Annotated in this window: 11 protein-coding genes; 7 read left to right on the top strand and 4 right to left on the bottom strand. The window is 46.3% G+C overall.

Annotated features, from left to right (window positions below; translation table 11 throughout):
• Nucleotides 1–198: 198 nt before the first annotated feature.
• Both AC07NA_RS10830 and AC07NA_RS10835 read left to right on the top strand, forming a co-directional pair.
• The gene (locus tag AC07NA_RS10830; protein WP_494897585.1) at nt 199–585 is read left to right on the top strand and encodes a hypothetical protein; all 387 of its coding nucleotides are present in this window, start codon (nt 199–201) and stop codon (nt 583–585) included.
• Nucleotides 582–1,823, top strand: a complete 1,242-nt coding sequence (locus tag AC07NA_RS10835) for a hypothetical protein (protein WP_494897586.1) — start codon at nt 582–584, stop codon at nt 1,821–1,823. The genes AC07NA_RS10830 and AC07NA_RS10835 overlap by 4 nt, the downstream gene beginning before the upstream one ends.
• A 77-nt stretch (nt 1,824–1,900) precedes the next feature.
• On the opposite strand, the gene AC07NA_RS10840 is transcribed toward AC07NA_RS10835, so the two are convergent.
• The 4 genes from AC07NA_RS10840 to AC07NA_RS10855 all read right to left on the bottom strand — a co-directional run bounded on the left by AC07NA_RS10840 (nt 1,901) and on the right by AC07NA_RS10855 (nt 6,221).
• Nucleotides 1,901–2,728 carry an SDR family oxidoreductase gene (locus AC07NA_RS10840; protein ID WP_494897587.1) on the bottom strand — a complete coding sequence of 276 codons (828 nt, stop codon included), beginning with the start codon at nt 2,726–2,728 and terminating at the stop codon, nt 1,901–1,903.
• Between the two features lie 90 nt (nt 2,729–2,818).
• Nucleotides 2,819–3,727 carry a helix-turn-helix domain-containing protein gene (locus tag AC07NA_RS10845; RefSeq protein ID WP_494897588.1) on the bottom strand — a complete coding sequence of 303 codons (909 nt, stop codon included), beginning with the start codon at nt 3,725–3,727 and terminating at the stop codon, nt 2,819–2,821.
• Between the two features lie 66 nt (nt 3,728–3,793).
• Entirely contained in the window at nt 3,794–5,311 is a 1,518-nt protein-coding gene (locus AC07NA_RS10850) for a family 43 glycosylhydrolase (RefSeq protein ID WP_494897589.1), read from the bottom strand.
• 25 nt (nt 5,312–5,336) lie between these two features.
• Nucleotides 5,337–6,221 carry an AraC family transcriptional regulator gene (locus tag AC07NA_RS10855; RefSeq protein WP_494897590.1) on the bottom strand — a complete coding sequence of 295 codons (885 nt, stop codon included), beginning with the start codon at nt 6,219–6,221 and terminating at the stop codon, nt 5,337–5,339.
• 473 nt (nt 6,222–6,694) lie between these two features.
• On the opposite strand from AC07NA_RS10855, the gene AC07NA_RS10860 reads away from it, so the two are divergent.
• From AC07NA_RS10860 to AC07NA_RS10880, 5 genes are all read left to right on the top strand, one after another.
• Nucleotides 6,695–9,787, top strand: a complete 3,093-nt coding sequence (locus tag AC07NA_RS10860; protein WP_494897591.1) for a SusC/RagA family TonB-linked outer membrane protein — start codon at nt 6,695–6,697, stop codon at nt 9,785–9,787.
• Nucleotides 9,788–9,804: 17 nt separating this feature from the next.
• Nucleotides 9,805–11,316 carry a RagB/SusD family nutrient uptake outer membrane protein gene (locus AC07NA_RS10865; protein WP_494897592.1) on the top strand — a complete coding sequence of 504 codons (1,512 nt, stop codon included), beginning with the start codon at nt 9,805–9,807 and terminating at the stop codon, nt 11,314–11,316.
• 85 nt (nt 11,317–11,401) lie between these two features.
• Entirely contained in the window at nt 11,402–12,862 is a 1,461-nt protein-coding gene (locus tag AC07NA_RS10870) for a GH39 family glycosyl hydrolase (protein ID WP_494897593.1), read from the top strand.
• A 5-nt stretch (nt 12,863–12,867) separates the two neighbouring features.
• The gene (rhaM, locus tag AC07NA_RS10875; protein WP_494897594.1) at nt 12,868–13,182 is read left to right on the top strand and encodes an L-rhamnose mutarotase; all 315 of its coding nucleotides are present in this window, start codon (nt 12,868–12,870) and stop codon (nt 13,180–13,182) included.
• Between the two features lie 32 nt (nt 13,183–13,214).
• Entirely contained in the window at nt 13,215–16,205 is a 2,991-nt protein-coding gene (locus tag AC07NA_RS10880) for a glycosyl hydrolase (RefSeq protein ID WP_494897595.1), read from the top strand.
• Nucleotide 16,206 lies beyond the last annotated feature (1 nt).

Below are 16,206 nucleotides of genomic sequence, written 5' to 3' on the forward strand. Positions count from 1 at the left end.
GTAATGCTTTGATAGTTAGTTGATAGTGTTTTTTATTGAAGAAATATTTTTTCTTGCAAGTGTAAAGAAATTACTATTTTGTGCAGCAAATACAGTGGCTGATAACCCCTGCCTGTAAACGATCTTTTTTTAAGAAGAATTACCCCGAAAGTTCTGCTCGTAAAGTTTATTGATGAACAATTTTTAAAAGAAAGTGTAATGGCTGATTTAAAGTCTCGAACTTCGCTTACGGACGAGTATATCGTAAACGGGGGAAACGGCGAGGTGATCATTGACCTTATAATAGGGGCGATGGGGCAATCCGGTATCTCAATAATAAAGCTGGATGGCATTGTGCTGGCCGATGAGATCATCGGCTCGCTCGTTGGGTTTGTGGTAGGTACTAATAAAGAGGTGGAGAACAAGTTCCTCACGGTTACTACTATTATTACAGATGTGAGTAAGGATAGCGATGTAACAAGTCTTGATTTTGCGATAAGGGGCGGTAACCAGCCCTTTAAGGCGAAAATGGAGCGGGCAGTACAAGGCGAGGGCGATTCGGTAGCTTATGATATTGACATTTTCTTTCACCAACAGCTGTTATGAAAAAGATATTTATCCTGTTTGTTATCATAGCCGCATGGTCAAATCAATTATTGGCACAGGGCACGCCTATTGATACCACCGTTAATTTAGATGTGCTGAAGTCGCCGGCCTCGCCCGCGTTCAATATGTTGGGTTTAAGTCCGAGTGATGTTGAACGGCCTACAGATGTTAACGCCTTTGCCCTCTCCTTACAAAACTCAACCAAAAATTTTACCACCTTACCCAATAGTTACGCGGTTGAAATCGCTCCCGTTTACATCGTAAAAAAGAGCCTTATCAGTTTAGATAAGTTCAATTCAACAAAGTTTGGCGATGTGTTCTTGCAGAGCCTGGTACTCTCCATCGGTTATACACATGTTGGGCCCGAGGGGATGGAAGATGTTGATAGCCTGCGTCAATCAAAAATGGGGATAGGCATCAAGTTTGCAATAGTAAGGCCTAAGTTTTCGGCTAAAACAAGCCAAACTTATAACGACCTCATAGCACAGCAGAAGGTACTGTTAAAAGATTACCTGAAAATAAAAGGAGAAAACCCCGATGCTAAAGAGCTGCAACTCACCAAAGATTCGATAAAGGCCCTGTTTACAACGCCTATGGATGCTGAAAAGCGTAAAAGCGAACTGGAGCGGTTAAACTTAAAACGTGCTGCTTTAGTAGAGAGTATTAACGAGACCGGTAATACCCTTCTGGCAGATCGTGAAGCGTTCAATACTGTAAAGAAGATAGCCAGCGACTTTAAGATAGAACGTATCGGCGCTTTCCTTGATTTTTCGGCAGGTATGGTGCTCGATTTTCCCGACGATCGCTTTAGCAACAGCACCGTTAGCAAAGCGGGCGCGTGGTTAACCGGTGGATACGAGGGCGGCAATAACGGCCTTTCAATTATGGGTATAAACCGTTTCCTGTTTCAGCCCGATAAGGTATTTGCCGATGACAACGATGTGCTGGCCATCAAAAATATCTCAACATACGATGCGGGGTTAAGGCTGTTGTACAATGGTTTGGCCGGGCGGTTTGTATTAAGTACCGAGGCTATTTATCGCAGCGTGATCTCAAAAAGTACCATAGATCCTTCGTGGCGGTTAGTATTTAATACCGAGTACGATATCGGCACGAACAAAAAGATCACCTTTGCCTTAGGCAGAAATTTCGACGGCACAACCACCAAAGGCGGCAACCTGATAGCCGCGCTCAATTTTATAAGTTCGTTCGGTTCGGCACGTAAAATTTCAAACTGAAGTTAGCCCGGTATACATTTTATACAACACAAGAGCCGCCTTCTGTTGCAGAAGACGGCTCTTGTGTTGTGTAATGATTAATCGCTTATTTCGCAGGATAAGGCAAGCTCTTTTTGCGCGTCTAAAGCTTCAAGGCGCGCTACTAATGAGGCCCGCATATCAGTATAAGCATCACGGCCAAGCGCTAATCGCCTTGGCACAGGGCTCACTTCTACACTGTTTATAATTGCCTCCACAGATTTGTTTACATCGCCATTTATCGGGAAATCGCCGTTGGCTATGGCCCGGCGTACATCGTGGGCGGGTGTGTTCTCGTAGGCTTCAATAAACGGTGCTTCTACCATCGCGGTAGCGAAAGATGTTTTATGCGCGCCGGGCTCTACAATGGTAACACCAATGTTAAACGGAGCAACCTCTTGTGCCAGGGTATCGCAAAAACCTTCAACCGCCCATTTGGTGGTGTGGTAGTAGCTGAAGTTAGGATAGGTAGTTTGGCCTCCGGCCGATGATAGCTGTAAAATGCGGCCGCCATCTTGTTTGCGCAAATGCGGTAATGCCGCGCGGATCACCTGTATGGAGCCAATAATATTGGTGTCTATCTGATGGCGTATCTGCTCGTCGTCAGCCTCTTCTGCGGCGCAGAAAAGCGCGTACCCGGCATTGTTAACAATGATATCAATGTGGCCTAACTCTGCAAAGGCTTTGTTTACTACGCTTTTTACAGCGGCAGTATCGGTAACATCCAATGTGGCTATCCAAAGCTGGTCGGCATATTGGGTTTTAAGATCGTTCAGCGCATCGGCCTTGCGTACGGTAGCTGCCACGCGGTGGCCTTGTTCTAATAATTTTTCGGTAAGTACGCGCCCTATGCCAGACGAGGTACCGGTTATGAACCATGTTTTCATTAAGATTATTTTTATTATTTAAATTACTTCACAAAAGTATCGGCCCGCATATCTTCCGTTTAGCCTTAATCAAACCATTGCTGACGTAAATCAAACCATCTGCCGTAAAGCCGTTGGTATTTGCCCCGTATGTTTACGAAATGCCTGCGTAAAATGCGTAGGCTCATCAAACCCCAAACTATAACTTATTTGGCTAACCGACCAATTGGAGTGCAGTAACAGCGCGCGGGCTTCCTGCATTATGCGTTCGGTTAATAACTGCGTGGTGGTTTTGCCTGTTACGGTTTTAAGCGCGCGGTTTAAGTGATTGGTATGCACGGCCAGTTTATCGGCAAATGCCTGTGGCGTGCGCAAGTGTAATTGCTGCAATGGTGTAACTAAGGGGAATTGATCTGCCAGTAAGGTTTTAAACGCTTCCGTAAGGCGGTCGGCGGCTGTTTGCGCGTGCGTTTCTGCCTGCGGTTCAAGTTTGAGAGCACCATGGATGCACTCCAGTACATATAAAAACAACAGGTCGTATTTATGCGGGTAATCTGATGATTGTTCTGCAAGCATTTTTTGAAACATAGCGGTAAATAGCTCTCGTTCTTTCAGGTCAAGGCGAAATACAGATTGGCCATTAGCATTGAAAACCGACCAATCAGCAGGGCGGTGATAAGTATGCAGGGGCAAAAAATCGTCGGTAAACATGCAACTGTAACCACCGCATGTACCGGTGTGCACTTCCCAGCGGTAGGGTACCTCGCAATTGGTGAAAATCAACGCGCATGCTCCCGGTTCAATCAAATACTCTTTATCCAGATAATAATAGCTGGCATGGCCTGTTATCAGCGAAATCTTATAAAAGTCTTTACGGCTGTAAACTGTTGTAGCCGCTATATTTTCGTGGGTAAAGTCATCAAGCCGCAAGGCAACAAAATGCCCGCCGCTTTGCCGCCAGGTTTGCTGCGTTATCGGAAACGAAGGCGAATAATCGTCAAGTGTTTGTTGTTGAACCATAAACAAAAGTAGCTATCATTAAATTAAAAGCGCTTACGGTTATGGTAATATTACTGTAAGCCTCTGCTACTTCCCGCCCTTCACAAACGTTTCAAATTTCAACACTCCATGCTCATTTGCCTTAAAAGTTTTACCATCATCGCTGCTTGTTAATGCGTTGCCGCCGGTAAAGTTGGTCAGGTCGCTTAGGGTAACGCCGTAGCAACCCGTTGTGGCGGCCGATTTTAATACAATCACATACTTCGTGCCTTTCTTTACCTTCAAATTTGGCTTTACGTAAATATTTTTAGCCGACCAGCCGATAGATTGATCCGCTATGGTTTCACTGTACAAGGCCTCGCCAGTCGGTTGCGAATTGCCGTTTGTGGCGTAGACAGACACTACGAGTTCTTTATCCGGGTTGTTGTTTTTGAAAGCTGTAAAACTCAATTTGCTCAACAGACCCGATTTGGTGGCGGTGAACGTTTGTGCCCTTTGCAGTGAAGCGGCAATATCGCATTGTTTGCTAAAATCATCGCTCCCGGTGGAATTGCCCAGGTTGGTCTGTACGGGCGATTTTACCTTTTTAGGTAGCTTATAAGTTTCCAAACATTTAAGCGGATTAATAGCGCCATCGGCAGTAAATGTTAACGGTGCCCAGTAATAGTTGGCCAGCGCTTCGTTCTTGGCGGCATTGTTCCACAGATCGCTGCCGTACAGGTAAACGGTTTCGGCGTTTATTTTTATGGTCGATACAAAAGATGGCTGCCCCCCGCAGGAGTTATCACTGATCTTCACTGCATCAGACCATGGCCCTAAAGGCGATTTCGCGGTACGGTACGAAGTACCCGTGCCCGAGCAATAACCGCAGTTAGGGTCGCTGTAAACTACATAATAAATGCCCTTGCGTTTAAACAATCCGGGTGCTTCAGTTTGTTCGCCGCTTACCGAAGCCACGTGCTCCCCGGTACCCGAAAGATAATCGTCAGTGAGTTTCTCTATCACGATAGAACCCTTTTTGCGCCAGTCGGTATAGGCAAGGTAAGCGGTGCCATCGTCGTCAATAAAAGTATCATGGTCGCCGTTGTTTAAGCCGGCGGCAGGCATGTCGCTGTTTACGGCCAAATGCGGTTCAGCTACTTCGGTGAAGGGGCCGATAGGGGTTTTGGCGGTAAATACCCGGTAACCAACCACGTTATCATATACATTTATCCACAGCACATACAGCTTTGTTTTTTGGTTATATATCACATGCGGACGAAAACAGCCATAGGTTTTTCCATCGCAACGCGATTGCCATACAGGCGTTTTAGCATCGAACAGGTATCCGCGGTCTGTCCAGGTAGAAAGGTCGGTTGACGAATACACCTTGAAACCGCAAAACGGCGCGCCCTTGTTTCCCCACTGAAAGCCGCAATCGTAACTGGTGCCGTATAAATAATAGGTGCCGTTAAAATGCGCTATCTCGCCATCGTGCGCGTCTACAGCATCTCCGGCAGTACTAAAGCGTATAGCCTGGCGACCCTTGGCATCAAAGTTTTTTATTTGCGCAAAGGCAGGCGTGAGGCATATCAGGGTGCATAAAAAGGTAAATAGTAATTTCATATGGTAACAATAGGTGGCAGGTGTTTTATAATAGATCATGACTTAATTTTCTGTATTCGGTTGGTTTTAAACCCGTTTTCTCTTTAAATATCTTCGAAAAATAAAAGCTCGATTCAAAGTTCAGCTCTATCGATATCTCTTTGATGGGTACGTTGCTGTTGCTTAGCAAGTCCTTCGCCTTATCAATTTTCAATTGCAGGTAATACTGCCCCGGTGAAAGGCCCGTATAATTCTTAAACAGCTTGCGGAACCACGAGTACCCCACGTTCAATTCGTGTGCGGCCTGCTCCGGCGAGTAGGCGTTGCTGATATTGGCCCTGAACAATAACCTTGATTTATTGATGATATGCTCTTCCTCTTTATTGCCCGCCGCACTTTGCTTGGTTAGCGCGTGGCAGGTGCCTATTAAATGCAGTACCGCGCCGGATATGAGGGGCTGATAACCCGGTTTTTCCAGCTTGGTGTTTTCAATAATGCAGTTATAAAGGCTAAAAACACTCTCGTTAAAGCCAATGTACAAGCAAGGGCTTTCGGGTTTAACATAGCCCGACCGGAGCAGGTTATCAATAATATCGCCTTTTATACCTACCCAATACTCATCCCAGCCGGTATGGTTATCGGGTTTGTAGCGGTGCCGCTCGTTAGGGAAAAGTACGATCAGCGTTCCGGCCTTGATGATGGTTTGCTTAAAATTTTCCGATTCAAATACGCCTTGTCCGTTAGTGATGTAAATGATCTGGTATTCCTGTAGTATCCGCCAGCTGCTCCAGTTAAAGTTATGGTGAGCAGGGTGGTTCTTAAAAGGATAATCGTTGGTGGCTTCAATATGCGTGCAGCCCGCGTTTAAAACGGTAAGCCCCCAATCCTCATCCTCTTTACTAACCGGAAGGTATTTGAAAAAATTAATCATAAACAATCAATATCAGTTAAGCTAACCAATTAAGGTTAAGCCTACAGATTTTTTTAAAAACTATTTCCAGGTTTATAGCTAAGGTAACAGCGGTTACCAACAAATGTTAAAGCTAATAATCATTTCTGAGGCATGGTTAATAATGTCAAAAAATGCAGCCGAAATATCAAATTGTTAATTTTTTTATGGCGGCTTGTGCCTTCCTTATTATATAGTTGCATCTGGTATAATGTATTGAAAATAAGCTATTTGGTGTCGAATCAAAATCTACAGCTGTTTTGTCAAATCCTCCATTTTTAGCGGCTTGCCATTCAAATACTTTTGGCAGTACCAATTAGCCAAATAAACAGCTACTGCCTTTTGGGCAACCCAATTTGTAAATAAAAAAATAGTAACGCCTATGGTGAAATTACCAGTGCTTCAATATTTCAGTACCTAAAAACGATAACCAATTTTCAAAAAACCAATAATTTATGAACAGTAAAGCTTTACTTGATAGTGCGGGCCGAATGCTTGCAACTTTAGTGATACTACTATGGTTTTGTGCGCCTTCAATAGCGCAAACAACATCAGCAATTTCCGGAACAGTAACTGATTCAGTGGACGCGCAGCCCATTATAGGGGCAACGGTAACAGTGGTGGGCACTACCGGCGGAACCCAAACAGACGTTAACGGGCACTTTTCTATCAGCGCCGCCAGAGGCGCTGTACTTTCGGTACGCTACATTGGCTACAACGAACGCCGTGTAAGTGTAGGTGCCGATACTAAGATCAATATTAAAATGAGCACCTCTATGCAGGGCCTCAAAGAAGTGGTGGTACTTGCTTACGGTTCGCAGCGCAAGGCGGATATCACGGGTGCGGTATCGCAGGTTGATCTGTCGAAATCGCAGGGAATACCGGCTTCAAACGTGGGGCGATTATTACAGGGGCAGGCACCGGGCGTGGTAGCCAAGCAAACCAGCGGGCAGCCGGGGCAGGAGCTACAGGTTGAAATACGTGGTAACAGCTCATTGGGCGCAAACAGCGATCCGCTTTATGTGGTAGATGGTTTCCCGGTAGGTACCAATGTGGGTAACTCCTTAAACTCAAATGATATTGAGAGTATTACCATTTTAAAGGATGCCGCCTCAACTTCGGTTTACGGATCGAGAGGTGCCAACGGGGTTGTGTTAATCACTACCAAGAGCGGTAAAAAAGAGGGCAGTAAATTGAGCGTAACAACCAATAATGGTTTTGCCAACGTGCCCGATTCGCGCCGTGTGCATGTACTCAACGGACAGCAATTCGCGCAGTTTCAAAAGGATGTGTTTTCTGACAAGATCAGGTATTTTCAAAAGCGCGAACCTTTAGAAAGCGAGATCCCCGAGGATTTCAGATTTCCGGATCAAACCAAAACATCAACCGACTGGTACAAAGAGATATTGAACCAAAATGCCCCGTTTAGCGATTACAATGTATCGTTAACCAATGGCGGCGAAAAATCAAGTTCGTATATCTCACTGGGCTATCTTAGCCAGAGTGGCGCGCTTATCAATACCGGCTTTAACAGGGTTACCGCACGTGCCAATTTAGATGGCAGGCCGAGCAAATACATTAACCTTGGTTTGCACCTTTCGGGTGCTTATTCATGGGCAAAAAACAGTGATGCCATTGCAGGCGGCTTCGGCAGCAACATTGTTGACCAGGCCTTGCTGATGGATCCGCGCGAACCGGTATACAACGAAGACGGTACTTACAATAGCTACATTGGCGGGCACGATAATATCTTCGGTTTCCCTAACCCGGTACAGCGCCTCAAGGAGGAATTGCATAAACAATATAAAAGCAACCTTACGGCTAATGCCTATATCGATGTTAAGCCAATAAAAGGAATCTCTATCAGAACCAACATTAACGGGATGATAGATGATATGCGTAACCACGATTTTACGCCGTCAACCATCGCGGGCTTTAACAGTCCGCCACCACGCCAGGCAAGAGGCGGCGAGTATTTCTATAACGGGTTAAACTACGGGATGGATAACCTTGTAACCTACACACCCGAACTTAAAGATCATAAACTGGAAGTTACCGTAGGACACATCTTTCAAAAAAATACGCTTAACACAGGCAATGCTACCGGCAACCAGTACCCTGATGATTTGGTAGAATACGTATCGGCCGCGGCGCAGCGCGATGGCAGTTCGGGTATGTCGGCATTTACTATCGAGAGTTTCCTGTCGCGTATCAACTATTCTTACAAAGATAAATACCTGTTCACCGCGGCGTTTAACCGCGAGGCAAGCTCCCGTTTCGGCAGTAATAACCGCTGGGGTAGTTTCCCGTCGGCATCAGTGGGCTGGCGTTTATCGCAGGAGAACTTCTTCCCTAAATTTACCTGGCTGGATGACTTTAAGCTAAGGGCCAGTTATGGTATCACCGGGAATAATAACATCGGTAATTATACGTCACAGGCTAATATCAACACCAGTAATTATGTGTTTGGCAATACCGTGGTGCCGGGCGCTACCATCGGTTCGTTCCCTAATACCAATTTGGGCTGGGAGCAATCAAAACAACTGGATATTGGTGTGGATGTAAGCGTGCTGCAAGGTAAAATAAGCCTGAATGCCGAGTACTACAAAAAGCTGACCACCAATATGCTGCTTGGTGTAGAGATACCTGCTGTAGCCGGTTTCGGTAACATTATCACCAACATAGGTAAGCTGCAAAATAAGGGTGTGGAACTGGGTATCAACTACCGCGATAAATACGGTAAGGTAACCTTTAACACCGGTTTCAATATCTCCTTTAACCGCAATAAGGTGCTCGAAATTGACGGCGACAGGAACGCCCTTTTAACCGGCGCTTTTTACGATGGTTATAACATCAGCGAAGTTGGGCAGCCAATTGGTATGTTCTATGGTTTTAAAGTGCTGGGCATTTACCAAAACCAGGCGCAAATTGACGGCTCGCCGCATAACCCTAACCACATACCCGGTACCTACCAGTACTTTGATGGCAACGGCGATGGCGTGATCAGCTATGATACGCAGGATATGGTGGTGATAGGCAACCCTAACCCTAAGTTTACCTGGGGCTGGAACTGGAATGTTGGCTACAAAGGTTTCGATTTGAGCATGTTGCTTAACGGCTCGTATGGTAGCCAGATTTACCGTGCGGTTGAAATGAATTTGGCCAATATTGATGGGGTGTTTAACGTGTTAACAGATGTGCAAAACCGCTGGCGTTCCGAGCAAAATCCGGGTTCGGGTAAATGGCCGGGTTCAAATACCTATTATTTCACCCGCGAATCAAATTCTAAATATGTATACAGCGGTAACTATATGTGGATCAAAAATATCACGCTGGGCTATACCATTCCGCGGATTAAGAATTTCTTTGATGCCAAGGTTTTCGTGAGTGTGGATAACGCGTTTTTGTTCACCAAATATCCGGGTAATAACCCCGAGATCAACGCTGCCCGTACCAATAACGGTAACGATGTGATCAGTCCCGGCCGCGATGGCGAATCGTACCCGGTGCCAAGAACCATATCCATAGGAACCAGAATCAATTTCTAATTCAAAAACCTGACACGATGAAAAATCTACATAAAATAGTGATGCTGATGGGCTTTTTGGCTGCTGCGTCATCATGTAAAAAATCATTCCTGGATCTGTCTGATCCTACCCGTAAAACGGCCGATAAGTTCTATCAAACCGAAGAGCAGATAAAGCAGGCGGTAAGCGGCGCGTACAGTTCCCTGCAAGACCACGTGAACAGCCAATACGTATTTGCCGAAATGTCGTCGGATAATACCACCATACAGCTCAACCCTTCGGACAGGGGCCAAACCGACCGGGTGGAAGCCTTTGAGTTTTGGAATGTAACGGCAACCAACGTAAACATTGCCGATCTGTACAATCAATCGTACAACGCGCTGTACAATGTCAACTTCGCGCTGTCGCGTATTGATGGCGTAGCTGCTATAAGCGCTCAAAAAAAGGCGCAGTACAAAGGCGAACTGCAATTTATCCGTGCCTATTATTACTTTAATTTGGTGCGCTATTTTGGTCCGGTAGTATTAATTACCGAACCATTGGCCAGCTCGTCAGATGCTTTTCAAACAGCACGCAGCAGCGAGGCCGATGTGTACGCGCAAATAATTAAAGACCTTACCGATGCATCAACCAACCTGCCGTTAAAAAGCGAGTATGGCGCGGCAGATGCAGGCAGGGCGTCAAAAGGCTCGGCATTGGGCTTGCTGGGCAAGGTATACCTCACCATGAAAGATTACCCGAAAGCCGAAACCACCTTGAGGCAGGTATTGGGCCTGGGTTATTCGCTGGTCCCCATATATGCCAATGTGTTTGCCATCAACAATAAAAACAACAGCGAATCATTATTCGAGATACAGTACCAGGGTGGCAACGCGTTGGGCGAGTGGAGTAGTTTTCTGTATGCCTTTGCGCCGCGAAACTCGGCAGGCGCGGTAACCGGTTTCCCTACCAGTAACCCGCAGGGTTGGAACATCCCTACCAAAAACCTCATCAGCGAATTTGAGGCCGGTGACGAACGAAAAAGTGTAGCTTTAAAAGAAGGTTATACCAATGCCGCCGGTACATTTGTGCCTATCCCTTTTGTAAACAAATACAACCACCCGCATACCATTGAAGGCCGTACCGATGATAACTGGCCGGTGCTAAGGTATTCGGATGTGCTGCTGATGCTGGCCGAAGCAATAAACGAACAAAACGGGCCGGGTAACGCGTATACCTATATTAACCAGGTAAGGAAAAGAGCTGGTTTAGGTGAAATCTCGGGCCTAAGCCAGGAAGCTTTCCGTACCGCCATCAGGCATGAGCGCCGGGTTGAGCTGGCTTTTGAGAACGACCGCTGGTTCGACCTGAAACGCGCTTATACCAACGCGCAAATGGTTACCTTGTTAAACGCCCATGGCCAGGCCGAAAAAGCTTCGCCAACGGTAGACAGGGGCGGGGTGCCGTTTACCGGCAACGATTATAAATTTGATGGGTACGAAGCGCTGTATCCTATCCCCGACAGGCAACTGTTTTTGGATAAGAACTTGACGCAAAACCCGGGTTATTAACATAAATTGAATTGTTTGGTTCAAGGAAGGGAGTTGCCGATGGGGGTCGGCGCTTCCTACCTTTTAATAGCTACAACATCTACCTATGAAATTACTTTTTACATCAGCTTTTTTAATTGCAGGCCTTGCATGTGGGGCGCAATCGCTCCGGGTTGATTGGAACGCCACCGGTACTGTCACCAAATCAACTGCTACTTTACAAGTGGTGGGCAACCCTATGCTGCGACCAAAAGGAGCCATGCACGATGGGGCGTTTGCCGCTTTACGCAGTTTAAATGCCGACTATGTGCGCTATGTGCCCTGGTTCCCTTACCCTAAACTGGCTGTGGCCGAACTGGAGCCGCCAACAGCAACCAAAACCTCGTGGGATTTTAGTCTGATAGACCCCATGACCATTGATTTTTTAGAGAATACCAAGGGGCATTCGGTAATGATGAATTTTAGTACCATACCGCAATGGATGTTTAAAACCGATAATCTGGTAACTTATCCTGCCGACCCAAACCAGGTAAGCTGGGGTTATGGCGGCGGTACCGAACTGCGCGACCCAACCTTAAAAGAACTAACCGATTATTATGTGCGCCTAATTAGCTGGTACACCAAAGGTGGCTTTACCGATGAGCTGGGTAAATACCATAAATCGGGCTATCATTATAAGTTTGATTACTGGGAGGTACTCAACGAGCCTGACCTGGAACATAGCATGTCGCCCCAAACCTATACTAAAATATATGATGCCATAGTTACCGCCCTTAAGCCCATAATGCCTGCAACCAGGTTTGTGGGCATGGCGGTAGCTCTTGAAAAGCCCGAATGGTTTGAGTACTTCCTTAACCCGGCCAACCATAAGTCGGGCATCCCGATAGATATGATCTCGTACCATTGCTATGCCGCGGCCAATCCTAACCAAAAGTTTGATGCCTATGAATACAGTGTATTTGACAAGGCCGAAAGCTTTGTAAACTCGGTTGGCTACATCGAAAACATTCGCAAACGCTTAGCGCCAAATACCCGTACCGATATTAATGAGCTGGGTACTTTTGTGAGCGAAGAAATGCGCAACAAACCTATTGATCCGGCTTTCTGGAATTTATCTGCCGGGGTATACGCTTATTTCTTTATCGAGCTGTCAAAGGCGGGTATTGATGTGATCGGCGAATCGCAACTGGTGGGTTTCCCTACGCAATTCCCGGATGTGAGTATGATCAACCATGAAAACAATAAGCCCAATGCCCGTTACTGGGTTTTAAAACTGATAAAAGATAACATTAAACCGGGCAGCACCATGATAAAAACAGGTGTTGACGGCGACGGCGGAGCCGATATGCTGGCGCAGGCCTATTTAGCAGGTGGCGAAAAGAAGGTGCTGCTGCTCAACAAACGCAATAAAACCATCACCCTAAAACTCCCTGCCGAATTTAAGGGTGCTAAAGTAAATACGATAGATGGTGATTCGGGCGATAATGAAGCCATTGCATCGGTGATCGGTAATGATGAAGTGGTGCTTAAGCCATTCGCGGTTAAATTAATTACAGTTGGCAAGTAAGCGGTATGAAGAGGATCGCCTTTAAAATGAAATTGAAACCCGGCGCCAAAGAGGAATATGCCAAAAGACACCAGGCTTTATGGCCCGAGGTAAAAGCCCTGCTTAAAGCACGTGGGGTGAGTAACTACAGCATATTTTATGATGCCGAAACCGATATTTTATTTGCTGTACAACAGGTAGATAAAACTATATCCGCTTATAACACTGCCCACGAAGCGATATTGCACACCTGGTGGAATTACATGGCAGATATTATGGATGTAAATGCGGATAATTCGCCCGTTATTGTAAATTTAGAGCAGGTGTTCCATTTAGATTAATCAAATCAGTCAACCCAATATAAACGAGCATAATGTTTAAAAAACTTATCATTCTTTTCAGTTTCCTTTTTTGTATTTCAGTAACAGCAAATGCTCAGTTAAAAGCTATTAAAGCCGGATTTTTATCGCCCCCCGATAAGTACAAACCCGGCGTTTACTGGTATTTTATGGATGGCAACATGTCGGCAGAAACCATTACTAAAGATCTGGAATCGATGAAAAAGGCGGGTATCGGCAACCTCATCTTTTTAGAAGTTAACGTGGGCGTACCAAGCGGTCCGGTTGAGTTTTTAAGCCCCCAATGGACAGAGCTTTTTGTACATGCCGAAAAAGAGGCGCGCCGTTTAGGTATCGAAATTACATTAGGTATCGGCCCCGGGTGGACAGGCAGCGGCGGTCCGTGGGTTAAAGGCAAACAATCTATGCAGCACTTGGTAGCCAGCGAAATAGTTGTTACCGCGGGCGATAAAAAGAAGATCGTACTACCTGTACCTCCGCCAAAGAAACCCTTTTTCGGCGAAGGCGGACTTACCCCCGAGTTTAAAAAGGAATGGCTTGAATATTATGAGGACGTGGCCGTTTTAGCCTTCCCGCTTACGGAGCAAGCTAAACCCATTGCTGATTTTGAGGAAAAGGCCTTGTTTTACCGTGCGCCCTATAGTTCGGGTGTGGTGAGGTCATATTTGGCACCTCCGTCAACAGCTAATGATGATAAAGCTATCGCCAAAAGTAAAATACTCGATCTTACCACAAAAATGCAACCCGATGGAACCCTTAGCTGGACACCGCCCGCAGGCAAGTGGAAAGTGATGCGCTTTGTAAGTCGTAACAATGGTGCCATTACCCGCCCTGCACCTGTACCGGGTTTAGGTTTTGAGAGTGATAAGTTTGATACCACCGCGTTGAATGCGCATTTAAATGCTTACATAGGTAACCTGCTGAAAAAGATAGGCAAAATAGAAACCACCACCCCCGGTGGTTTAAAACGCCTGCACATGGATAGCTGGGAAATGGGCGCGCAAAACTGGACAGGTACTTTCCGAAAGGAATTTACAAAAAGACGCGGGTACGATCCGTTAAAGTATTACCCGGTTTATGAGGGCAACATAGTAGGTAGCCTGGCCGAAAGTGAACGCTTTTTGTGGGACTTAAGGCAAACCTCGCAGGAGTTGGTTTTAGAGAACCATGCCTGGCATGTTAAGGCTTACGCCAAAAAACATAACATGTCGCTGTCAATTGAGCCCTATGATATGAACCCGACTGCCGATTTGGAACTGGGCGGTGTGGCCGATGTACCGATGGCCGAATTTTGGAGCAAGGGTTTTGGCTTCAATTCTACTTATAGTGTAATTGAGGCTACTTCGGTGGCGCACGTTATCGGTAGTTCGCTGGTACCGGCCGAGGCTTTTACCGCGCAGGATAACGAAGGATGGAAACAGCACCCTGCATCAATGAAAAACCAGGGCGATTGGGCGTTCGCGGCAGGTATTAACCGCTTTGTGTACCACACGTTTCAAAACCAGTTTCTGCCCGATTCATTAAAACCCGGCGCTACCATGGGCCCCTACGGTGTACACTGGGACCGCAGCCAAACCTGGTGGCCAATGGTGAGCGCGTACCACAGCTACGTAACCCGCTGCCAGTATGTTTTACAGCAGGGCCGTACCGTGGGCGATGTGCTTTATCTTACACCCGAAGGTTCGCCGCATGTTTTTGTACCGCCATCATCTGCCATAGTGGGTGATACCATTGGCGACAGGCGCGGCTATAATTTTGATGGTTGCTCGCCGGGCCAGTTGATGAAAGCTACCGTGAAAAATAACCGCATCGAGTTCCCGGGTGGAGGTAGCTATCGTTTGCTGGTGTTACCTGTTTATGAAGCCATGACACCGGAACTACTGGCCAAAATTGGCAGCCTGGTTAAGCAGGGCGCTACAATTGTAGGCAACCCGCCTTTACGATCGCCGAGTTTGGTAGGCTACCCTGATTGTGATAACCGGGTTACGCAATTGGGCAAACTGATATGGGGAGCAGCCAAAGTGCCGGCCAATACCGTTCAGTACAAGTACGGTTTAGGAACAGTAATTTGGGGCGAGGCAATCAGCGCAAAGCCCGATCATTTATACCCGGCCTATGATATCACAGCGGCAATACTGAAAGCCAAAGCCATCGCGGAAGATTTTACAGCCAACGGCGATCTGCGTTATACGCACCGCACCGGCGACGGGTGGGATATTTACTTCGTATCCAACAAAACCAATAAACCGGTGAATACCGTGGCGCAGTTTCGCAGTGTAAAAGGTGCCCCCGAATTTTGGGATGCCATCACCGGGAAAGTTAAAAGCGTAAGTGAATTTACAGCAGATAAAGGTATCAGTTCGGTGAGGATCCAACTGGATGCTTACGAAAGTGTATTTGTGGTATTCGCCAAAGAAAATATCGCGAAACCATCAGGCACAAACGCCTCTGTATCTGCCCAAACATTGCAAACCTTAAGCGGCCCCTGGGATGTAAGCTTTGATACCAAATGGGGCGGCCCGGCACATACCGTATTTGAAACCCTTACCGATTGGAGCAAAAATGTTGATGAAGGCATCAAATATTACTCGGGCACGGCTGTATATCAAAAGAAATTCGATCTGTCAGCCACGGTTCAGGGGCCTTTATACCTTGATCTTGGTGATGTGAAGAACATGGCAAGGGTAACCCTGAACGGTAAAGACCTCGGCATTGTGTGGACAGCGCCATGGCATGTAGATATAGCTTCCGCCGTGCGCGAAAAGAATAATGAACTGAAAATAGAAGTGATCAACCTTTGGCCAAACCGCTTAATAGGCGATGAAAAGAAACCTTACGACGGTATTGTTAATGATAAATGGCCCGATTGGCTGCTGAACGGTAAACCACGCACCAGCGGCAGGTACACTTTTACATCAACCAATCAATATAATGCTAATTCACCTTTGTTGCCATCGGGGTTAACAGGGCCGGTAAAACTTATCCAATATATAAATAACAAATAAT

The sequence above is a fragment of the Mucilaginibacter sp. GW821-FHT07G05 genome (assembly GCF_059418565.1).